The sequence below is a fragment of the Sphingopyxis sp. GW821-FHT12C06 genome, assembly GCF_058807415.1.
This window is the reverse complement of sequence record NZ_JBXAQR010000004.1, coordinates 291938-313126: the sequence shown is the minus strand read 5'-3', so window position 1 is coordinate 313126 and position 21189 is coordinate 291938. Positions and strand designations below refer to the sequence as shown.

Below are 21189 nucleotides of genomic sequence, written 5' to 3'. Positions count from 1 at the left end.
GCCCCTCCCGCTCGCGAGAGGGGCCAGGCAGCCTAACCCCGGAGCTTGTTCGCCATACCCATGATGTCGTCGAGCGGATTGCCGTCGCCATCGAGGTCGAGCATGTTGGCAAGCCCCCCCAGGCCGCCGGACGCCGAAGGCGCCGCACCGCCGCCCAGCGCGCCGCCGAGCACATTGCCGAGCATTCCGCCGAGACCGCCGCCCGATCCGCCACCGCCAAGCGCACCGCCGATCAGGTCGCCAAGCCCGCCGCCGCCCGACTGGCCGCCGCTCTGCTTGGCCATATAGCCCGCCGCCATCATCGCGAGTATCGGCAGCATCTGCTTGAGCAGACTGCTGTCGATCCCGGTCTGGGCCGCCGCCTGTCCGGCGACAGTACGGCTGACATCCTTCGATCCGAAAATCTGGCCGAGCACGTCATTGCCCTGATCGACCGGGGTCGGTTGCGACCCCAGCACCGAATCGAGCAAGCCGCCGCCGCCGAGCTGGCCGAGCAGCCCGCCGAGGCCCTCGATCCCGCCGCCCTGCGCCTGTTTCTTGAATCCGCCGAGGATCGCGGGGAGCAGCGCGTCGGCGCCCGCTTTCGCGATCGAGGGGGACACGCCAAGTTCTTTCGCCATCGATTCGATGCCGCCCGCCTGGGCCAGGATGTCGGTCAGATTCATTTGCTCATCTCCCTCTCCGGCGCGGATCGAACCGCGCCGATGCGGCGTTAGTATAACAGCGCGCGGGCGAAGGACGAGATGTTCATTTTACTGTCATTTGGCTGTGCGTAACTTTAGCATGCAGCGATGCGACTCCCCATCCCGGGGGCCGCGACGCAACCTGATGGGAGCAAGTTCATGGGCATTTTCAGCAGTATCAAGGACGCTATCTTCGGCAAGAAAGCCGTGGCAGCAGAGCCCGCCGCACCGTCCGCGTCGGCAAACGCCGTCGGATCCGCACTCGACGCCGCAACAAGCGCCATGGCCGCTGCCCCTGCTGCCCCGGCGACGATCAGCGAAGTCGATGTCGTCGCGATCCTGTCGGCACAGGCCGCCAACGCCGGCCAGCCGCTCAACTGGGACAGCTCGATCGTCGACCTGATGAAGCTGGTCGGCATCGACCCCAGCCTCGACAACCGCAAACTGCTTGCCGAGGAACTTGGCTATACCGGCGAACGCAACGGCAGCGCCGAAATGAACATCTGGCTGCACAAGGCCGTGATGCGCGAACTCGCCGCCAATGGCGGCAGCGTGCCCGCTGCCCTCACCGACTGACGGATCGCGATAATTTTCGACATGGGGCGGGAGGGCATACGCTTTCCCGCCCCTTTTCATTGACCACTGCGTGCCTCCGCTCCAGACAGGTTTCATACGAAACAAAGTCGCCAAGGGAGCGCTCACGTGCACGACAGTCTTTCCACCCCCTTCAGCCGCCGCCAGACCCTCGCCACGCTCGGCGCCAGCACCGCCGGTCTGGCGCTGTCCGCGCCGTCATGGGCGGCCCCGGCCCCCGCGACATCGAGCGCCGACGCGCTGCTCGCGTCGGTCGCCGATAACCTCCTCTCCCATTCGCCCGAGGGCGCGACCTCGCTCGGCATCGACACCGGCGCCCGCGCCGCAATGCGCGCGAAGCTCGGCGATCGTTCGGCCGCCGGGGTTCAGGCGCTCGCCGCCACGTTGAAAGCCGACGTCGCGCGCGTCCGCGCCGTCGATACCAAGGGCCTCGACCACAAGACGCGCACCAGCCTCGCGGTTGTCGAAAGCGCCTATGGCGTCGCGCTCGACGGCTTTGCCCTGCCCTATGGCGACGTGGCGGTCGGTGGCTGGCGCAACACGCCCTATGTCGTGATCCAGAATGTCGGCGCCTATCTCGACGTGCCCAAATTCCTCGACAGCGACCATCCGGTCAAAAATGCCGCCGATGCCGAAGCCTATCTCTCGCGGCTCAACGCTTATCCCGCTGCGCTCGACGGCGAGACCGACCGGCTGAAGGCCGCGGGCGGACAGGGTCTGATCGCGCCCGCCTTCCTGATCGACAAGGCGGTCAAGCAGATGGAGGCAAGCCTTGCCGACGCCCGGCAGGGTGGCGGCCTCGTCGAAAGCCTCGCCAAGCGCACGCGCGAGGGCAAAATCGCGGGCAATTGGGGCCCGCGCGCCCAAACGATCACCCGCGGCGCCGTCGTCCCCGCGCTCGAACGCCAGCTCGCCGAGCTGAAGGCGCAGCGCAGCAAGGCGACGATGGACGCCGGCATGTGGGCACGTCCGGGCGGCGACGAGTGGTATGCCTGGGCGCTGCGCGCCTCGACGACGACGCGCATGACCCCCGAAGAGGTCCACCAGATGGGCCGCAATGAACTCGCCGAACTTCATGGCCGGATGGACCCGATCCTCAGGAAACTTGGCTATACGCAGGGCTCGGTCGGCGACCGGATGAATGCACTCGCCAAGGATCCGGCGTATAAATTCCCCGACAATGATGCCGGACGCGCCGAAATCGTCGCCTATATCCAGACATGGCTCGGCAAGATCCGCGCGCAGTTGCCGCATGCCTTTCGCACGCTGATGAAGGGCAATGTCGAGGTCAAGCGCCTGCCGCTCGCCGAAGAACCCGGCGCGCCCGCGGCCTATGGCGGCGCGGGCTCGATCGACGGCTCGGTCCCCGGCAAGATGTGGATCAACCTGCGCACCACCGAATTGCACAGCAAATATTCGCTGCCCGACCTGACGATGCACGAGGCGATACCCGGCCATGCCTGGCAGGGCGAATATGCGAACCAGATGCCGCTGATCCGTTCGATGCTGGCGTTCAACGCCTATAGTGAAGGCTGGGGCCTTTATGCCGAACAGCTTGCCGACGAACTGGGCCTCTATGATGATTTCGAGGTCGGGCGTCTCGGCTATCTCCAGTCAATCGCCTTCCGCGCCTGCCGCCTTGTCGTCGACACCGGCATCCACGCCAAACGCTGGACGCGCGAAGAAGGCGTGCGCTTTTTCGTCGAGCAAAATGGTTCGAACCCGCTCGAGGTCGCGAGCGAAGTCGATCGTTATTGCAGCTGGGCGGGACAGGCGTGCGGCTACAAGGTCGGTCACAGCGAGATCAACCGCCAGCGTGGACTGGCGCAGGCAGCGCTGGGCGCGAAATATGACCTGCGCGATTTCAACAATGTCGTGGTCGAAGGCGGCAATGTACCGCTCGACGTGCTGGCGAAGAATGTCGACGCCTATATCGCGGGGGCGAAGGCCTGAGGGAGTCTCACTCGCCCTTCTCGCCATCCCGGGGCAAGCCCGGGATGGCGAATCAATCCGTTTCGTCCCCGACTGTCATTGCCCCCGGCTCACCCGGGGGGCCGCTATTTCTTGCCGAACAGCGATCCGGCGATGCCGCCCAGGTCGTTGAGCGGGTTGCCGTCGCCGTCGCGGTCGAGCGCGCCGAGTATCCCCGAGGCGCCATCCTCCCGGAGCATCGTCGCAAAGCGACCGAGCGAGCCTTCACCGCCGATCTGACCGACAATTTCCTGCAGCTTTTCGAGCGGCAGCCCGGTCGCTGCGGCGGCCCCCTCGGCGGTATCGCCCTGCATCGGGTGATGCTTGGCGAGCGCGGCGATGGCCGATTCGACATGTTCGGGCGACAGACCGACCTTCGCGGCGAGGTTCGTCACCGTGTCATTCCCCGAAATCTGGCCAAGAATATTGTCCAATATGCTCATGTCATGCGCTCCTTGTGGAAGAACCCGGCGCGAGACTATCACGCCGAAGGCAACGGCGCGAGGTCCGGTGAGACAAATCCCCGCCGCGCAGCCACCGAGAACAGAAGGTCGCGGCTGTAGAAACGCAGCGGCCAGTCGCGACGGCCGACGTCGGACAGCAACATCGCGTTGACACGCGCGGTCAGGCCCGTCTCGCCAGTCTCCGACAGAAAAAGCCGCACCCCCGCGACATAGGCGCGGGTAATGCTGTCGTGATAGCCCTGGGTATCATCATTGACCCCGCCGACGCTCGTATTGAAGCGGCGGATGATGCCGCCAATCTCGGCGTCGACATCGACGTCGGGACGCTCGCTGAGCAGCCAGAGGCAAGCGCCCAGATGCGCCTCATGCGTCCAGGCTTCGCGCGGCAGGGCGCAGGCGAGCAGCCCTTCGCCGATCGCGCGGATGTCATCGTCGCGGGCAAACAGGCGCGGTGTATAGTCGGTGGTCATCTCGTCCGGTCCTTCCGGGTGATCTTGCCACCCGGAAGGACCGGGCGGAATTATGCTGCGACGGCCGCCTGCGGGGCAGCCTGACGAACGCCTTCGTCGACATGCTCGGCAAATTGCGCGAAATTGTCGATGAATTGCTGCACCAAAGTTTGCGCGGTGCGGTCATAGGCGGCCTTGTCGGCCCAGGCTTCGCGCGGATCGAGGATCGCGCTGTCGACGCCGGCCACAGCGACCGGATATTCGAAGCCGAAATTCGGATCCTTGCGGAATTCGGCATCGTTCAGGCTGCCGTCGAGCGCGGCGTTGAGCAGCGCGCGTGTTGCCTTGATCGGCATGCGGCTGATCCCGTCCATCGTCGCCATGCCGCCGGTCCAGCCGGTGTTGACGAGCCAGCACTGGACGCCGCCCTTGGCGATACGTTCTTTCAGCAGATTGCCGTACACCGACGGATGGCGCGGCATGAAGGGCGCGCCGAAGCAGGTCGAGAAGGTTGCCTCGGGCTCGGTCACGCCGATTTCGGTCCCGGCAACGCGTGCGGTATAGCCCGACAGGAAGTGATACATCGCCTGTTCGGGGGTCAGCTTGGCGATCGGAGGCAGCACGCCATAGGCATCGGCGGTCAGCATGATCACCGTCTTGGGCACCGGCCCCATATTCTCGGTCGATGCGTTGGGGATGAAGTCGATCGGATACGAACCGCGGCTATTCTCGGCGAGGCTGTTGTCGTCGAAGTCGAGCTCGCGGGTCGCGGGATCGATCACGACATTTTCGAGCACCGTGCCGAAGCGCTTGGTGGTCGCGAAAATCTCGGGCTCGGCTTCGGGCGAGAGGCGGATCATCTTGGCGTAGCAGCCGCCCTCGAAGTTGAAGACCGCGGTGTCCGACCAGCCATGCTCGTCATCGCCGATCAGCGTGCGCGACGCGTCGGCCGACAGCGTCGTCTTGCCGGTGCCCGACAGGCCAAAGAAGACCGCGGTGTCGCCGTTCGCGCCGATGTTCGCCGAACAGTGCATCGGCATCACGCCGTCGACGGGGAGCAGATAGTTGAGGATGCCGAACACCGACTTCTTCATCTCGCCCGCATAGGCGGTGCCGCCGATCAGCACGAGCTTTTCGGAGAAGTTGACCGCGACGACGGTTTCGGTGCGCGAGCCATGTTTTGCCGGATCGGCGCGGAAGCTCGGCAGGTCGATGATCGTATATTCGGTCGCGAACGCCGCCAGCTCTTCCTCGGTCGGGCGAACGAGCAAGGTGCGGATGAACTGGCTGTGCCACGCAAATTCGGTGACGACCTGGACGCTGACGCGATGTTCGGGCTGCGAGCCGCCGAACAGCTGCTGGCGATAGATCCGCGGGCGTTCGGCAAGGTGCGCGAAGAAATCGGCCTTGAGCGCGGCAAAATGTTCGGGGGTCATCGGGACATTGGTCTTGCCCCACCAGATGGTGTCGGCGGTTTCGGCGTCCTGGACGATGAACTTGTCCTTGGCCGACCGGCCGGTGTGCTTGCCGGTTTCGACGACGAGCGGGCCATCCTTGGCGAGCAGGCCTTCGCCGTGACGGATCGCATCTTCGACGAGCTGCGCGGTGCCCCAGTTTTCGGCAACCTCGGCCCGGGTTTCCACTGCCGCGTCACCGATCAAAATGCGAGTCATAGCCTTGCCTTTCCCTAGGCGTCCGGGCCCCTTTGCATAGGTATGCGGATGATCCCGAACACATGGGGAGGCCCGCATTTCCATGGGTGCCGACGTGACGCCGATTCTGTGAATTGGCTGTCGCGTTAGCGAGGATGACCCAAGAGGTCAAAAGATTAAAGCACCCTTACGGGCCGCCCGTGCACGGATATCGGCGGTCGGTCGACCGGTACAATCGCGCATCCTTGCGCGGTTGTTTCAGGGGAAAAATGCCCTCCTCCGTCACGCGGTTGTCGCTGCGCGCCGGATCGGCTAATCACTGCAAAATACCGCCAACGGAAAGAGCATGACGGCAACCATCGCACTGGTCGACGACGACCGCAACATCCTGCAATCGTTGTCGATCGCGCTCCAGGCCGAGGGGTTCGTGACGCGCGTCTATTCGGACGGCGAAGCCGCGCTCAAGCCGCTGCTCGACAATCCGCCCGACCTTGCTGTCTTCGACGTCAAAATGCCGCGAATGGACGGGCTCGAGCTGCTGCGCCGGTTGCGCGAGAAGAGCCAGCTTCCGGTCATTTTTCTGACCAGCAAGGATGACGAGATCGACGAGGCGCTCGGCCTCGCGATGGGCGCCGACGATTATATCGCCAAGCCCTTCTCGCAGCGGCTGGTGATCGCACGCATCCGCGCGATCCTGCGCCGCGTCGAACTCAACAAGAATCTGCCGAGCGAAGATGACGAACCCGTCGCCGAACCAATCACCCGCGGCCGGCTGCAAATGGATCCGGCGCGCCACAAGGTTGCCTGGGACGGGAAAGACGTCACCTTGACCGTCACCGAATTCCTCATCCTCGAAACGCTCGCGTCGCGCCCCGGCATCGTGCGCAGCCGCAACCAGTTGATGGACGCTGCCTATCAGGACGATGTCTATATCGACGACCGTACGATCGACAGCCATATCAAGCGCCTGCGCCGCAAGTTCCGCGAGGTAGACCCCGAATTCGATGCGATCGCTACCCTCTATGGCGCGGGCTACCGCTTTGCCGACGATGCGTGACGCGAAAAAGCCCGAAGGCAGTATCGCCGAGCAGGAGGAATCGCCGCTCGTCTGGTCGTCGCGCTGGTCGCTGACGACGCGCATTCTCGCGGTCAATATTCTCGCGGTCGCCATGCTCGCGGGCGGCTTTTATTATCTCGATACATATCGCAGCCGGCTGGTCGATACGCGCATCGAGGTGATGAAGGACCAGCTGGCGATGCTCGACGCCGCGCTCGAGGCAGCGAGGCCCGACCAGCGGCAGCGGCTGGTCGATGAGTTCGCAACCGCGACCGAATCGCGGCTGCGCTTTTATGATTCCGGCGGCAAGCGCAGCTTCGACAGCTTCGAAGCCGGACCGCAGACCTACACATTGCGCGACCCCGACCTGCAGGCCTGGCAACGCGACGCCGCGCGCGCGATGGACCGCGGCATCGACTGGATCGTCGGCGCGCCAAGCTATCCCGATTTTCACGAACCCGCGATCGATACCGCCGCCGCCTGGCCCGAAGTCGTCGAGGCGCAGCGGAGCGGCGATGTGGCGATCCGTTTTCGCTATGCCCCCGAACGCACCCCGCTTTTGAGCGCCGCACGCGTCGTCGATCTCGAAACGCCGCAAACGGTGCTGATGACGCTGAACGCGCGCGACATCACGCGCACCGTGCGCGCCGAACGCTTCCGCCTCGCGATCGTCGTGTCGGTGGTGCTGATGACCTCGGTCCTCCTCTCGCTCTTCCTCGCGCGCACCATCGTCCGTCCGCTGCGCCGGCTTGCGCGCGCTGCGGTGCGTGTGCGGCTGGGTCGCGCCCGCGAAGTTGTCGTTCCCCGACTGCCCAGCCGCCGCGACGAGATCGGCACCCTCGCCCGCGCGCTTTCGGACATGACGCAAGCGCTTCGCGAGCGCATCGACGCCGGCGAGCATTTCGCCGCCGATGTGACGCACGAGCTCAAAAACCCGATCGCCTCGGTGCGTTCGGCGATCGAAGGGCTGGGCCGCGTCCAGACCGGCGAACAACGCGCGCAATTGCTGGCGATCGCCGACGAAGATGTCCGCCGGCTCGACCGGCTGGTCAGCGACATCAGCGAGGCGAGCCGCGTCGACGCGCAATTGTCGCGCACCCTGTTCGAACCCGTCGACGTCGGGATGATGATCGAATCGATGCTCGCCGGCCGCGCCGCGCGCGCCGACCAGCGGCCGGGCCAGCCGCGCATCGCCTTCGCCCGCCCGCGCAAGGACACCACGACGGTGATGGGCGACGGCCACCGGCTCGAACGCGCGATCGACAATGTCATCGACAATGCGATCAGCTTTTCTCCCGAAAACGGGCTCGTCTGCATCGCCGCGACCCGGCTGGGCGATGAGGTGCATATCCGCATCGACGATGACGGACCCGGGATCGACCCCGATCAACGCGATGCCATTTTTCGCCGCTTCCATAGCGAACGCCCCGACGGCGAAGCCTTCGGCCGCCACAGCGGCCTCGGGCTCGCCATCGCGCGGACGATCATCGAGGGGCATGCGGGAACGATCGCCGCGCGCGACCGGGAGGACGGCAAACGTGGCGCCAGCCTGCTCATCACCCTGCCCGCGCGTCCGGCGCGCGAAAACCATACCGAAACGGGATAGCCACGCCCGGTATCCGCCTTGCGGCCCTGCAGCAGCACCGGTAAGCCTGCGCGATGTTTCCCAGCCGGACCCAGCCCCAGATCGTCAATGTCCATGCCAGTTGCGTCGCGGCCGGCAGCCGCGGCATTTTGCTGCTCGGCCTGTCGGGTCAGGGCAAGTCGGATCTCGCGCTACGGCTGATCGATCGCGGCGCGCGGCTCGTTGCCGACGATCGCTGCGACATCTGGTTCGACCGGAACCAGCTGTGGTGCCGCCCGCCCGCGGCTCTTGCCGGCAAACTGGAAGTGCGCGGGATCGGCATCGTCGAACAACCCTGGACCGCGCCCGTTCCGCTCGCGCTCGCGGTGCGGCTGACCGAACGCTACGAACGCATGCCGCCGGCGGGGCAGGTGGAAATGGTCGCGGAGCACGCGCTCCATGCTATCCAGCTATCCGCCTTTGAAGCATCGGCGCCTATCAAGATATTGCTCGCGCTCGACCATTTGGCGCTCCACCCATGACCAACCATCCCGAACCCCGCCTCCTGCTCGTCACCGGCCTTTCGGGCGCGGGCAAATCGACCGTGCTGAAGGTGCTCGAGGATCTGGGGTGGGAGGTTGTCGACAATCTCCCGCTCGCGCTGCTCGACGCGCTGATCGACGCCCCGGTCAAAAGCAGCGAGGCAGGGCGACCGCTCGCGGTGGGGATCGACAGCCGCAGCCGCGGCTTCAAGCCCGCAGCGCTGGTGCGACAGATCAAGGCGCTGCGCGATGCCGGCGGGCGCGACGTGCAGACGTTGTTCCTCGACTGCGCCGGCGCCGAACTCGAACGGCGCTTTTCCGAAACCCGCCGCCGCCACCCGCTCGCCGAGGATCGTCCCGCCGCCGACGGCATCGCGCGCGAGCGCGAGATGATGGAGCCGCTGCGTCGCTGGGCCGAACATGTCATCGACAGCACCAACTACAGCAGCAACGATCTGCAACAGGAGGTCCGCCAGCGCTTCGGCGACAGCAGCCACGACGAACCCGCCCTCAATATATTGAGCTTTGGCTTCGCGCGCGGCTTGCCGCGCAACGCCGATCTGGTGTTCGACATGCGATATCTGCGCAATCCGCATTGGGATAGCGCATTGCGCCCGGGCACCGGGCTCGACGCCGATGTCGCGGCCTATATCGTCGCCGACCCCGCCTATGAGGCGACGGTGGCGCAGATTGAGGCGCTGATCCTCGCCTTGCTGCCGCGCTACCGCGCCGAGGGCAAAAGCTATGTCACCATCGCGTTCGGCTGCACCGGCGGCCGTCACCGTTCGGTTCATGTCGCCGACCGCGTCACCCGGACGCTCCGCGCCGCGGGCCATCGCCCGACACTCACCCACCGCAACCTTGACTCTGCCCCGCAAGATGGGCTTGAGGGCAAGCCCCCGCCCGCATCTCCCGCGTCCGGCGACGAACAAGCATAAGGGTCCCGCTTTTCATGCCCACCGATAAAGCCTTGCCGCTCCTGGGAATGGTCCTGGTCACCCACGGCCGACTCGCCGAGGAGATGGTGACCGCAATGGAGCATGTCGTCGGTCCGCAGCGCGCGATCGCGACGGTCTGCATCGGCCCCAACGACAATATGGAAATGCGCCGCCGCGAAATCGCCGATGCGCTGCGCAAGGTCGATGAAGGCCGCGGTGTGATCATGCTGACTGACCTGTTCGGCGGAACGCCGTCGAATCTCGCGATCAGCCTGCTCGAAACAGGTCGGACCGAAGTGATCGCCGGGGTCAATCTGCCGATGCTGATCCGTCTCGAAAGCGCGCGCAAGACGATGGAGCTTCGCCCCGCGGTGATCGCCGCAAAGGAAGCCGGACAAAAATATATTTCCGTCGCATCGGAAATGCTGGGGGTGGGTTCATGAGCGAAATTTCGGAAACGGTTGAAATCACCAACCAGCGCGGGCTCCACGCGCGTGCCAGCGCAAAATTCGTCACCTTCGTCAGCCGCCTGCCTGAAACGGTGAGCGTCGAGGTCGAACGCAATGGTTCGCGCGTCAACGGCACGTCTATCATGGGGCTGATGATGCTCGGCGCCGCAAAGGGCGATTCGATCACCATTTATACGAAGGGCGACGGCGCCGATGCCGCGCTGCTCAAGCTCGTCGGGCTGGTCAAGGACAGCTTCGGCGAGGATTGACCGCATGACCGGTCGTCGTACCCCGATTGAAAGTCTGTCGAACCCGCTGATCAAGCGGATGCGGCTGCTCCGCGAGAAACGCCATCGCCGCGCCGAAGGCCTGTTCCTCGCCGAGGGGCTGCGCATCGCAACCGAAGCCCGGGAGGCGGGCACCCTCCCGCAATGGCTGTTCCTCGGCCCCGATGGCGACGCGCACCCGCTCGCCGCCGCGCTCGCCGCCGACACGCTGAAAGCGGGCGGCGAGGTGATCGACACGACGGGGGCAATCCTCTCCAAATTATCGGGCAAGGATAATCCGCAAACCGTCGTCGGCATCTATGCCGAACCCGAAACCAGCCTTGCCGATCTCGACCGCAGCGCATCACCGATCTGGCTTGTCGCCGAACGGCTGCGCGATCCGGGCAATCTCGGCACGATGCTGCGCACCGGCGATGCGGTCGGCGCGGGCGGGCTGATTCTGCTCGACGAAAGCACCGATCCCTATGCCGTCGAGGCGGTGCGCGCGAGCATGGGCGCGATCTTCACGCAAAAGCTGGTCGTCACACGCTGGGAGGAATTCCTCCCCTGGCTGCGGCAGGGACCCGGCCAGCTCGTCGCGACGTGGCTCGGCGGCGACACCCAGGATTATCAGGCGGTGCGCTATGACGCGCCGACCTTCATCCTCACCGGCAATGAATCGCAGGGCATGCCCGCCGAATATGCCGCCGCCGCCGACGTGCGCGTAAAAATGCCGATGATGGGCAAGGCCGACAGCCTCAATGCTGCGGTCGCCACGGCGGTAATGGCCTATGAGGTGCTGAACCAGCAGCGAAGCTGAACGGGCGCCTGCAATATCGTTCAGCATGCCGCCATTCGCATGCTATTATCCGGCCGGCTTTCCCGTTCGCATTGCGCGAGGTTCGTGGATTCCCGGTCTCGCACGATGACGACAGGTATCCCGCCTCCGCCCGGCACGAACGGAGGTGCCCAGGAGTATCCAATGTCAAAAACCCTTCCCCTGCTTGCCCTTGCTGCCACTCTTGCGGGCTGCGCGGCCGGAGCGCCGCCACAAGGCCCCGGTGGACCGCCCGCGACCGCCTATATGGCACTCGGCACCGAGCCCGGCTGGACGCTCGAGATTACCCCGGGCCGGCTGAACTATGCCGGCGATTATGGCGAGACGAAGATCATTGTGCCGAACCCCGGTGCGAAGCCATCCTTCAATGGCGAACGTTATGTCACGCCGCGCCTGACGGTCGACGTCACCCGCACGGCGTGCAGCGACGGGATGAGCGATCGGCGCTACGCCGATACGGTGACCGTCACGGCCGACGGCAAGACGGTGAAGGGCTGCGGTGGCGCGATCCTGCCGCCCGATACGCTGGCGGGGTCGAACTGGACCTTCGTGTCGATCGGCGGAGTGGCGGTGACGTCCGACCGTCCGACCTCGCTGCAATTCGACGGCGAACGGCTCAGCGGCAGCGCAGGCTGCAACCGCTTCGGCGGCGGCTATGCCGTCAAGGACGGCGTATTGACCGCGGGTCAGCTCGCAGCGACGCTGATGGCCTGTCCCGGCCCCGGCATGGAGCAGGAGCGCGCCTTTTCCGACCTGATGTCCGCCCCTGCGGGTATCAGCTTCCCGTCGGACGGCACGATGGTGCTGACCGGAAAAAACGGCAAGACCGCCGTACTCAAACGGGTGATCTGACCATCACGGCCCCTGCAATAGCAGGGGCCGAACCCTATTCCCCCGCGTCGTTGACCGCCGCCGGCGCCGCCGCCAGCTTGGCGAGCGGGCGCGCCGATTGCTCGGCGACGGGCAGCACGGGAATCTCCTTGTCGCCGGTTTCGATATCGAGGCTTTCGAAACGCCGCGCCTGCGTCAGCACCTGCGATTCGAAACTGCCAACAAAGCTGTTATACGCCCCCGTCGCCTGATCGAGATTCTTCCCGACGCGCGCGATGTGAGCCCCCATCGTGCTCATACGCGCATAAAGCTCCTTACCCAGCGCCGCGATTTCGCGCGCCTGATTGGCAAGTTTTTCCTGCCGCCACACCGCCGCCACGGTGCGCGCGATCGCGATCAAATTGGTCGGGGTCGCGAGCAGCACCTTGCGCTCGAACGCATAGTCCCAAAGCCCCGGATCCTGATCGAGCGCGGCAGCGAGGAAATGTTCGCCGGGGACGAACATCACGACGAAATCGGGAGTGTCGTCGAACTGGTTCCAATAGGCTTTGGCACCCAGCGTGTTCACATGCGCCTTCATCGCCGCGGCATGCGCGGCAAGATGCGAGACCTTCTCGCGTTCGTCGACCGCGCCGAATGCATCCTGATAGGCGTTGAGCGACACCTTGGCGTCGATCACGAGATTCTGCCCGCCCGGAACGCGCACCACGACGTCGGGACGCAGTCGCCCGCCGTCACCGTCGGTCACGCTCACCTCGGTCTGGAAATCGGCATGTTCTGAGAGGCCGCAGCTTTCGAGCACGTTGCGCAATTGCTGCTCGCCCCAGCGCCCGCGCGCCTTGGGCGCGTTGCGCAGCGCGTTGACCAGCTTCGCCGCCTCGCTTGACACCCGCTCGGTGCCCTCGCGCATCGCCGCAATCTGGCCATGCAGCAGCCCGAAAGCGTCGCGCCGCTCGGCCTCGACCTTCGCCACCGCCAGTTCATATTTTTCGAGCCTGTCGTGGACCGGATGGAGCAACGCCTTCAAATTCTGCCCCGCGGTCGCCTCGCTCTCCTTGAAGCGCGCTTCCGCACGATCGAGAAACGCCTTTTGCGCGCCGTCGAGCATCACCTGCCCGACCTCGCGAAACTGCGTGGTGAGCGCCGCTTGCGCGTCCTTGAGTTGCGCGATCTGCGCATCATGCGCTTCGTCACGCGCGCGCTGCTCGCTCAGCAGCGAGGCCAACTGGATATCGGCGCGCTTGCGCGCCTCGGCCTCGGCGGCAAGGTCGGCGACCGCGCTCCGGAACCGTTCGGCAAATCCGTCGCGTTCGGCCTTGAGCCCGCCCGACTGGCGGCCGGCAGCGAGCCAGCCGATGACCGCTCCCAGAAATAGGGCAACGAAAGCGATGATGAGCAACATGATATCCATGCATGGAACATAGAATGAACACCGCTCGCTTGGCTAGTCGCTAATTGCCCAATGTCATGCCGCACTTTGCAGCTTATGCTCACCCTCGATCCGGTATAAGGACCATATCGATATGACAATGCGGGGCCTTCAACGATGCTTGCTCGCGCTGGTCGCGGCGATGCTGTTCGTCGCCGGTCCCGGCGGGCCCTTTTGCATGGAGGCGGTCGCCGCGCAGCCCGAAGCCATGGCGACGACCGACTGTGGCCACCCCGCACCGGCCGGGAAAAAGACGCCGCCGCCCCACCCGCATTGTGTCGCCCCGTGCATCGCGATCAATGGCGCCGCTGCGACGCTGGCGCCGCGCGTGCACGAAGACATGCCACTCGCCGCGCCCGACGGGCGCACCCTCCACGGCGTTCATCCTGCCCCCGGTTTCGAACCTCCACGACGATAGAAGGCTCTGTTTCCAGTTTCTGTCTTTCAAGGAGTTTTACAATGAAAACCATCATGTTCGGGCTGGCCATCGCGCTGGCCGCCCCCGTCAGCGCCTTCGCCGCAGAAGCCCCGACCAGGGACTGCTGCTGCAAGGAGATGAAGGAGGATTGCGCCTGTTGCGACAAAATGGGCAAAAAGGGTGAAGAACACCCCGAGCACAAAGACATGCAACATTGATCATCCGGTCGGGGGGCGCCTGGTCGCCTCCCGGCCTTTTACCGGCGCAACACCGAAGCGCCGGCCCCCTTCCTGTCAGACTTGGTGCTCCGGCCCGAATGGCAGCACCGCCCGATACGCCTCCACCCCCGGCGCGCCGCCGACGATCATGCCCTGCGTCAGCAGCCAGTAGTGGCGGACAATCTCGGCCTGCTGCTCCAGCCCGTAGCGTTCGAGCCGCCAGCCAGGCTTGAGGCTGTAGTGATAGGTCGCGAACGGGTGGCGCATCAGCACCAGATACCAGCGGCCGCGCGTCTGCGCCTGCCAGACATGAACCATCTCGTGGATGAACAGCCCTTGCAATCGCTGCGACGCCGCGCCGAAATCGTCGCAATAGAGGTCGCCGTGCGGGTTGAAATGCAGGCTGCCCATCGGCGCCATGACGATGTGCCGCGGCTGGAAGAAAATCCATTTATGGTGGCAGATGCGTACCCGGTCATAGGCGATCGCGTCGCCGAACACCGGGCGCGCGAGCGCGATTTCGCCCGGAGTCAGGGGACGCGACGGTCGCCGCACTTATTTCTTGGCCGCGTCCGGGGCTGCCTTGCCGGCGTCGGCATGGTTCATCGCGCCATGATCCATTCCGCCATCGGTGACCGCGGCCCCCTCGGCCGGCTTGATCACCATGTCGAACAGGATGCGCTCGTTATTGTTGTTGGTGAAGACGAACGCCATCGGCAGCTTGCCCGCGCGCACGGCGGCGCCGTTGATGCCCCAGATCATCAAATGCTTGCCGCCCTGCGCAAACCGCAGCTCGCCCTTTGCGGGAACGTCGGCGCTGGCAAGCGGCTTCATCGTCATCATGCCGTTTTCCTTGACGCTTTCGTGCATCTCGACCCGCTGTGCGAGGTCGGCGGTCACCGCCATCAGTTTCACCGGGCGCGGCCCGCCGGTGACCCGGAAATAGCCGACCGCCGGCCGGTCGGGGGTCGCCCCCATCACGATATGGCCGCTGACGACGTTGAGCTCCGGTCCCTTGCCCAGATTTTCCCCGCAAGCCGTCAGGGTGAGCGCGGCGGTGGCGGCGGCAAGGATGGCAAAGGGTTTCATTTTGGGAGGACTCCGTAAAAGCGCATGAATTCCCCTCCTCGATAAGCCCTCAAAACCCTTGTGCCAAGGATAAGCGCACCTATATCGCCCCCAGAAACCCAACATACGGCGTGCCTGTTTAGGGCGCCGGGAAGCAACAAGGACGAGTGAAATATGGCCAAAGTGATCGGGATCGACCTCGGCACCACCAACAGCTGCGTGGCGGTGATGGAAGGCGGCAAGCCCAAGGTTATCGAAAATGTCGAAGGCACGCGCACGACGCCGTCGATCGTCGCCTTCGCCAAGGACGGCGAACGGCTGATCGGTCAGCCGGCAAAGCGCCAGGCTGTGACCAACCCCGAAAACACGGTATTTGCGGTGAAGCGCCTGATCGGCCGCCGCTTCGACGATCCCATGACCAAGAAGGATATGGAACTCGTCCCCTACAGCATCACCAAGGGCAGCAACGGCGACGCATGGGTCAAGGCCGGCGGCGAAGATTATTCGCCGTCGCAGATCAGCGCGTTCATCCTTCAGAAGATGAAGGAAACCGCCGAAGCCTATCTGGGTGAAAAGGTCGAGCAGGCGGTGATCACCGTTCCCGCTTACTTCAACGACGCCCAGCGCCAGGCGACCAAGGACGCCGGCCGCATCGCCGGCCTCGAGGTGCTGCGCATCATCAACGAGCCGACCGCAGCCGCGCTCGCCTATGGCCTCGACAAGACCGAGAACAAGACGATCGCGGTCTATGACCTTGGCGGCGGCACCTTCGACATCTCGATCCTCGAAGTTGGCGACGGCGTGTTCGAGGTAAAGTCGACCAACGGCGACACCTTCCTCGGCGGTGAAGATTTCGACTCGACGATCGTCCAGTATCTCGCCGACGGCTTCAAGAAAGACGAAGGCATTGATCTTCGCGGCGACAAGCTCGCGCTCCAGCGCCTGAAGGAAGCCGCCGAAAAGGCGAAGATCGAGCTGTCGACCGCCGCGACGACCGAGGTCAACCTGCCCTTCATCACCGCCGACGCCAGCGGACCGAAGCATCTGGTCAAGACGATCACCCGCGCAGATCTGGAAAAGCTGGTCGAAAATCTCGTCAAGCGCACCCTCGAGCCGTGCAAGAAGGCGATCAAGGACGCCGGCGTTTCGGCGAGCGAAATCGACGAAGTCGTGCTCGTCGGCGGCATGACCCGCATGCCGCGCGTGCGCGAAGTCGTGAAGGATTTCTTCGGCAAGGAACCGCACACCGGTGTGAACCCTGACGAAGTCGTCGCGATCGGCGCCGCAATCCAGGCGGGCGTTCTGCAGGGCGACGTCAAGGACGTGCTGCTGCTCGACGTCACCCCGCTGTCGCTCGGCATCGAGACGCTCGGCGGCGTGTTCACGCGCATGATCGATCGCAACACAACGATCCCGACCAAAAAGTCGCAGGTTTACTCGACGGCTGACGACAATCAGTCGGCAGTGACGATCCGCGTGTTTCAGGGCGAGCGTGAAATGGCCGCCGACAACAAGGCGCTCGGCCAGTTCGACCTCGTCGGCATTCCGCCCGCTCCGCGCGGCGTGCCGCAGATCGAAGTGACCTTCGACATCGACGCCAACGGCATCGTGTCGGTCCACGCCAAGGACAAGGGCACCGGCAAGGAACAGCAGATCAAGATCCAGGCATCGGGCGGCCTGTCGGACTCCGACATCGACCAGATGGTCAAGGATGCCGAACAGTTCGCCGAAGAGGACAAGGCACGCCGCGAAGCGGCCGAGGCGAAGAACAACGCCGAAAGCCTCGTCCACTCGACCGAGCGCCAGATCATCGAACATGGCGACAAGATCGACGCGAGCCTGAAGGCCGAAATCGAAGCCGCGATCGCCGAAACCAAGACCGCGATCGAGGGCGGCGATGCCGCAGCGATGACCGAAAAGTCGCAGGCCCTCGCACAGGTCGCGATGAAGCTCGGCCAGGCGATCTACGAGAAGGAACAGCAGGCGGCCGCGTCCCCCGGCGCCGATGCTGAAGAAGCGAAGAGCGACGAAGACGTCGTCGACGCCGAATTCTCCGAAGTCGAAGACGACAAGAAATAATCACGAAACTCTCCCCGTCGCGCCGGGCCGGCGCGACGGGGCAGAGGGGACCTGTTGACCTATGTCACTCGACATTGATTATTACGAACTGCTCGAAGTCGAACGCACCGCCAACGAAGCGGCGCTGAAGGCCAGCTATCGCAAGCTCGCGATGAAGTATCACCCCGACAAAAATCCGGGGTGCGACGACAGCGAAGCGCGCTTCAAGGCGATCAGCGAGGCCTATGACTGCCTGAAAGATCCGCAAAAGCGTGCCGCCTATGACCGTTTCGGCAAGGATGGCGTGCGCGGCGCGAATGGTGGCGGCGGCAACGCCGATTTCGGCGACATCGGCGATATTTTCGAATCGATTTTCGGTTCGGCGTTCGGCGGCGGCCGCCAGCAACGCGGCCCCGCGCGCGGCGCGGACCTGCGCTATGACATGGAAATCAAACTCGAGGACGCCTTCGCCGGCTGCACCCGCGAGATTCAGGTCGATGTCGCCGCGCGCTGCGACAGTTGCGACGGTTCGGGCGCCAAGCCCGGCACCCGCACAAACCGCTGCGGAACCTGCGCCGGCCACGGCAAGGTGCGCGCGCAGCAGGGCTTTTTCATGGTCGAACGCACCTGTCCCGCCTGTCAGGGCGCGGGCGAGGTGATCGCCGATCCGTGCAACAGCTGCCACGGCGAAGGCCGTGTCGACCGGCGCAAGACGCTGACCGTGAACATTCCCGCCGGCGTCGACGAAGGTACGCGCATCCGTCTGTCGGGCGAAGGCGAATCGGGTGCGCGCGGCGCCGCGCCGGGCGACCTTTATATTTTCCTCCACATGGCGCAGCACAAGGTGTTCGAACGCGAGGGCACGACGCTGTTCACCCGCGCGACGATCAGCTTCACCACCGCGGCGCTCGGCGGCGACATCGCCATTCCGGGGCTCGACGGCGAGAAGCATGACATCAACATCCCGGCGGGCATCCAGTCGGGCAAGCAGCTGCGCAAGCGCGGCGCGGGCATGCCGGTCCTGAATGGCCGCGGCCACGGCGACCTCGTCGTCCAGGTCGACGTCGAAACCCCGACGAAGCTCAGCGCGCGCCAGAAGGAGCTGCTCGCCGAGTTTCGCGAAACCGAAACCGGCGACGAATGCCCCGCCAGTCAGGGCTTTTTCGGCCGCATCAAGGAAATGTGGGACGATCTGACCGATTGATCCCACCCGGCACCGCCGACATCCGATAGTGTCATTCCCGCAAAAGCGGGAACCCGGGAGTGGAGTCAGCCGGCGCGCGCTCCGGGTCCCCGCTTTCGCGGGGATGGCAAAGATAATTAGCCAATCTCGCCCCTGAGCTCGTCGATCAGTGCCTTCACCTTGGGCAACCGCCCTTCCTCTTCATCCAGTATTGCGTGGAAAGCGCGTCGCTTGATCGCGGCCAGCGCATCGGCGGGCATCGCAGCGTCGCCGGTCACGCTGCTCGCGACAATATCGATCAGCCGGTCGGCACCGTGGAGCCGCCCCCACAAATAGTCATTCTCGCGGTACGCGCGGCTGAAAAAGGCGCCGAAGCTGTTGAACTCGATCCCCTTCAGCATCGCGCCCGCGCCGCCGGTACGGATCGCGGTCGCGTCCGACGGCGAAATGCGGTCGATCTTGATCGGGTCGAACTCGTCGAACCCTTCGCCCTGCAGCAGTGGCAGCGTCGCAATGTCGTAAAAGGGGTAACCCAGATAGGCGAGCAGCATCACCCGCCGGTCGTCCTTCGGCAGCGCGGCAAGCGCCGCCGCGATCAGCGCATCGGCGTCGCGATCGACCGTGGTCAGGTCGCGCCGCGCCGCGATCGCGTCGATCCAATGCCCCGGCCCGGCGTCGGCGGGCACATCGAGGTCGGCGAGCCACGCATCACCCTCGCGCTCCAGATACAGACCGAGCGCGGTGAAGATCGCCCCGCGCATTTCCTCGCATGCCAGGTCGCGCTCGGCGCGACGCGCCTCGACCGACGCATCGAGTTCGCGTGCCAGAAAGCGCAATCGGCGAATGCGAAAGCCCATGTCGTGGGTACGAAAAAAGGCGACCGCATCGCCGCTCGCGCCGGCGCCCCGCTTGCCCGAAATCCGGTCGAGCCCGCGCGCGCGGACCTCCTCCCACAGCGCCCGCCGCCGGTTGGCGAAATGCACCGGGCCTTCCGCAGGTGCCAGCCGGTCGATCACCGCGACCAGCTCCTCGACGACCGCCGAGAGTTTCAGATGGCCATAGGGTGCGTAAGCAAACCCCGCGCGCAGCGAGGCCTGATCCTGTGCCTTGGCGCGCCATTTATCGAGCCGCGCCGGGGTCGGGGTGTCGAGGAAGAAAGTGCTGCCGAACAGCGCCGCGACCTGTTCCTCGACCTCGACCTTCATCGCATCGACGATATGCTGCATCCGCCGGATACGCCGCGACATGCCGCCGATCGCCTCGACATTGTCGCGGATCGGCTGTTCGCGCGGAATTTCGGACAAGGCGCCGAGGATCGTCGACAGGAAACCGGGTAGCCGCGCAGGCTCACCCTCGGCGGCCGCCCCGGGCTTGCCGAAACTGATCGAGCGGAAATCGGGCTTGGGGTCGATATAGACGAAGCGCCGGTCGATCTCGCGCCGCGCCGGGCGCTGTTTCAGCGCCGCGATCGCCGGGCGGAAGGGCGCGTTGGCGAGGACCGATCCGTCGATCAGCACCCGGTCGGCGGGGTCGGCCTCGCCGCCCGCGGGAAGCTGCACGCGGATGAAATCGTCGCGGCCCTGCCAGTCGATCCCGCGTTTTTCCAGCACACCGTCGAGTTCGCGCAGCGTGAAGGGCGGAAAGGCGCCCGGAAAACTCGCGGTCGCGCGCGCCGCTGCGGCCAGCCCCGGTACGTCGCTCAGCTGCTTGCCGCTTCGCCCATTCTGCCGGAAATGCATCACCAGCCGATGCTCCTGCTCGGTGACGCGCGGCGGGCTGTTGAGCGCGAGCGGCGCGCTATGCCCCGCGAAATCGGTAACCGAGACAAACAGGTCCACCGGCTGCCCCGCAGGCACCAGCACCGGCCCCTTCGGCCCCGCCTCCATCGCATCAAACGCGTCGAGCAGCAGGTTGCAAAAGGTCGCACCGCCGAACGGCGGCTCGAACCAGCGCGCGCGGACGAAGCGCGAGAGCTTGGCGCGCACCTCGTCCTGCGCGCCCTCTCCGACGGTGCGGTCGATGACATTGCCGCGCTTCTTCATCGCCCAGCCGGCGATCGGCACCGCCCAGAATTTGGTCGCCGCCGACAGCGGCCGCGCATCGGGGTCGAGCAGGCTGTCGACATCGGCGTCATCGAGCCACAGGTCGGTGAGCGGGTCGAGCGACTGGCCGGTCGCCAGCGCACGGGCGAGGAAAATGCCATTGATCCCGCCCGCGCTCGCGCCCGCGACAATGTCGGCCATCACGCGCAGCCGCACATTGCTGTGCGCCGCAATCGCCGCGAGCAATTCGCCATAGACCGCGCCCGATCCCGTCGGTACCGCGCCGTCGTGCCAGGCGCGCGAGGCCGCGGCCAGACGCCACGCCTCCTTGGTGATGCCGTGCATATAGACGGCCAGGCTGATACCGCCGTAGCAAATCAGGGCGAAGCGCAGTTCCTTTTCCCGCATCGGCAATATGATAGCGCGATTTGCCGGGTGTGGCGAATTTTCCACACCGCTCCGGCAAAGCAAAGCC

22 protein-coding genes are annotated in these 21189 nt (G+C 65.3%); 14 read left to right on the top strand and 8 right to left on the bottom strand.

Annotated features, from left to right (window positions below):
* Positions 1-32: 32 nt before the first annotated feature.
* Complete coding sequence (locus AC1RRJ_RS13745) at positions 33-665, bottom strand: DUF937 domain-containing protein (protein WP_493123607.1); 633 nt, start codon at positions 663-665, stop codon at positions 33-35.
* Positions 666-842: 177 nt separating this feature from the next.
* On the opposite strand from AC1RRJ_RS13745, the gene AC1RRJ_RS13740 reads away from it, so the two are divergent.
* Positions 843-1259 carry a DUF3597 domain-containing protein gene (locus AC1RRJ_RS13740; RefSeq protein WP_493123605.1) on the top strand — a complete coding sequence of 139 codons (417 nt, stop codon included), beginning with the start codon at positions 843-845 and terminating at the stop codon, positions 1257-1259.
* Positions 1260-1385: 126 nt separating this feature from the next.
* Complete coding sequence (locus AC1RRJ_RS13735; RefSeq protein WP_493123603.1) at positions 1386-3230, top strand: DUF885 domain-containing protein; 1845 nt, start codon at positions 1386-1388, stop codon at positions 3228-3230.
* A gap of 104 nt (positions 3231-3334) precedes the next feature.
* Here the strand turns inward: AC1RRJ_RS13735 and AC1RRJ_RS13730 are convergent, their stop codons facing one another.
* From AC1RRJ_RS13730 to AC1RRJ_RS13720, 3 genes are read right to left on the bottom strand one after another with little or no spacing between them, the layout of a single operon-like run.
* Positions 3335-3691: a hypothetical protein gene (locus AC1RRJ_RS13730; RefSeq protein WP_493123601.1), complete on the bottom strand. Its 357-nt coding sequence runs from the start codon at positions 3689-3691 to the stop codon at positions 3335-3337.
* 38 nt (positions 3692-3729) lie between these two features.
* Positions 3730-4182 (bottom strand): hypothetical protein, encoded by a 453-nt coding sequence (locus AC1RRJ_RS13725; RefSeq protein WP_493123600.1) that lies wholly within the window; start codon positions 4180-4182, stop codon positions 3730-3732.
* Positions 4183-4232: 50 nt separating this feature from the next.
* Positions 4233-5834 (bottom strand): phosphoenolpyruvate carboxykinase, encoded by a 1602-nt coding sequence (locus AC1RRJ_RS13720; RefSeq protein ID WP_493123598.1) that lies wholly within the window; start codon positions 5832-5834, stop codon positions 4233-4235.
* Between the two features lie 325 nt (positions 5835-6159).
* Between AC1RRJ_RS13720 and AC1RRJ_RS13715 the strand changes: the two genes are divergently transcribed.
* From AC1RRJ_RS13715 to AC1RRJ_RS13680, 8 genes are all read left to right on the top strand, one after another.
* On the top strand, positions 6160-6870 hold the full coding sequence (locus AC1RRJ_RS13715; protein ID WP_088474032.1) for a response regulator transcription factor: 711 nt from the start codon (positions 6160-6162) through the stop codon (positions 6868-6870).
* Positions 6863-8476, top strand: a complete 1614-nt coding sequence (locus tag AC1RRJ_RS13710) for a sensor histidine kinase (protein ID WP_493123596.1) — start codon at positions 6863-6865, stop codon at positions 8474-8476. The genes AC1RRJ_RS13715 and AC1RRJ_RS13710 overlap by 8 nt, the downstream gene beginning before the upstream one ends.
* Before the next feature lie 53 nt (positions 8477-8529).
* Positions 8530-8976 carry an HPr kinase/phosphorylase gene (locus tag AC1RRJ_RS13705; protein ID WP_493123594.1) on the top strand — a complete coding sequence of 149 codons (447 nt, stop codon included), beginning with the start codon at positions 8530-8532 and terminating at the stop codon, positions 8974-8976.
* On the top strand, positions 8973-9914 hold the full coding sequence (gene rapZ, locus AC1RRJ_RS13700) for an RNase adapter RapZ (RefSeq protein WP_493123592.1): 942 nt from the start codon (positions 8973-8975) through the stop codon (positions 9912-9914). The genes AC1RRJ_RS13705 and rapZ overlap by 4 nt, the downstream gene beginning before the upstream one ends.
* 14 nt (positions 9915-9928) lie before the next feature.
* Entirely contained in the window at positions 9929-10357 is a 429-nt protein-coding gene (locus AC1RRJ_RS13695; protein ID WP_493123590.1) for a PTS sugar transporter subunit IIA, read from the top strand.
* Positions 10354-10632 (top strand): HPr family phosphocarrier protein, encoded by a 279-nt coding sequence (locus AC1RRJ_RS13690; protein WP_088474028.1) that lies wholly within the window; start codon positions 10354-10356, stop codon positions 10630-10632. Before AC1RRJ_RS13695 ends, AC1RRJ_RS13690 begins: the two co-directional genes overlap by 4 nt.
* Positions 10633-10636: 4 nt before the next feature.
* Positions 10637-11449 (top strand): TrmH family RNA methyltransferase, encoded by an 813-nt coding sequence (locus AC1RRJ_RS13685; RefSeq protein ID WP_493123588.1) that lies wholly within the window; start codon positions 10637-10639, stop codon positions 11447-11449.
* Between the two features lie 162 nt (positions 11450-11611).
* Complete coding sequence (locus tag AC1RRJ_RS13680) at positions 11612-12319, top strand: META domain-containing protein (RefSeq protein ID WP_493123586.1); 708 nt, start codon at positions 11612-11614, stop codon at positions 12317-12319.
* A 34-nt stretch (positions 12320-12353) separates the two neighbouring features.
* Here AC1RRJ_RS13680 and AC1RRJ_RS13675 read toward each other — a convergent pair whose 3' ends face one another.
* Positions 12354-13709, bottom strand: a complete 1356-nt coding sequence (locus AC1RRJ_RS13675) for a DNA recombination protein RmuC (protein WP_493123584.1) — start codon at positions 13707-13709, stop codon at positions 12354-12356.
* A 112-nt stretch (positions 13710-13821) separates the two neighbouring features.
* On the opposite strand from AC1RRJ_RS13675, the gene AC1RRJ_RS13670 reads away from it, so the two are divergent.
* Both AC1RRJ_RS13670 and AC1RRJ_RS13665 read left to right on the top strand, forming a co-directional pair.
* The gene (locus AC1RRJ_RS13670) at positions 13822-14145 is read left to right on the top strand and encodes a hypothetical protein (protein WP_493123582.1); all 324 of its coding nucleotides are present in this window, start codon (positions 13822-13824) and stop codon (positions 14143-14145) included.
* A gap of 41 nt (positions 14146-14186) precedes the next feature.
* The gene (locus tag AC1RRJ_RS13665; protein WP_493123580.1) at positions 14187-14363 is read left to right on the top strand and encodes a hypothetical protein; all 177 of its coding nucleotides are present in this window, start codon (positions 14187-14189) and stop codon (positions 14361-14363) included.
* Between the two features lie 75 nt (positions 14364-14438).
* On the opposite strand, the gene AC1RRJ_RS13660 is transcribed toward AC1RRJ_RS13665, so the two are convergent.
* Both AC1RRJ_RS13660 and AC1RRJ_RS13655 read right to left on the bottom strand, forming a co-directional pair.
* Positions 14439-14918, bottom strand: a complete 480-nt coding sequence (locus tag AC1RRJ_RS13660) for a vgr related protein (RefSeq protein WP_493123578.1) — start codon at positions 14916-14918, stop codon at positions 14439-14441.
* On the bottom strand, positions 14919-15452 hold the full coding sequence (locus AC1RRJ_RS13655) for a copper chaperone PCu(A)C (RefSeq protein WP_493123576.1): 534 nt from the start codon (positions 15450-15452) through the stop codon (positions 14919-14921).
* A 153-nt stretch (positions 15453-15605) separates the two neighbouring features.
* Here AC1RRJ_RS13655 and dnaK point away from each other — a divergent pair, with 153 nt between their 5' ends.
* Both dnaK and dnaJ read left to right on the top strand, forming a co-directional pair.
* Positions 15606-17510 (top strand): molecular chaperone DnaK, encoded by a 1905-nt coding sequence (dnaK, locus tag AC1RRJ_RS13650; protein WP_493123574.1) that lies wholly within the window; start codon positions 15606-15608, stop codon positions 17508-17510.
* Positions 17511-17571: 61 nt separating this feature from the next.
* Positions 17572-18693, top strand: a complete 1122-nt coding sequence (dnaJ, locus tag AC1RRJ_RS13645) for a molecular chaperone DnaJ (protein WP_493123572.1) — start codon at positions 17572-17574, stop codon at positions 18691-18693.
* 116 nt (positions 18694-18809) lie between these two features.
* On the opposite strand, the gene AC1RRJ_RS13640 is transcribed toward dnaJ, so the two are convergent.
* Positions 18810-21122 carry a patatin-like protein gene (locus AC1RRJ_RS13640; RefSeq protein ID WP_493123570.1) on the bottom strand — a complete coding sequence of 771 codons (2313 nt, stop codon included), beginning with the start codon at positions 21120-21122 and terminating at the stop codon, positions 18810-18812.
* Positions 21123-21189 lie beyond the last annotated feature (67 nt).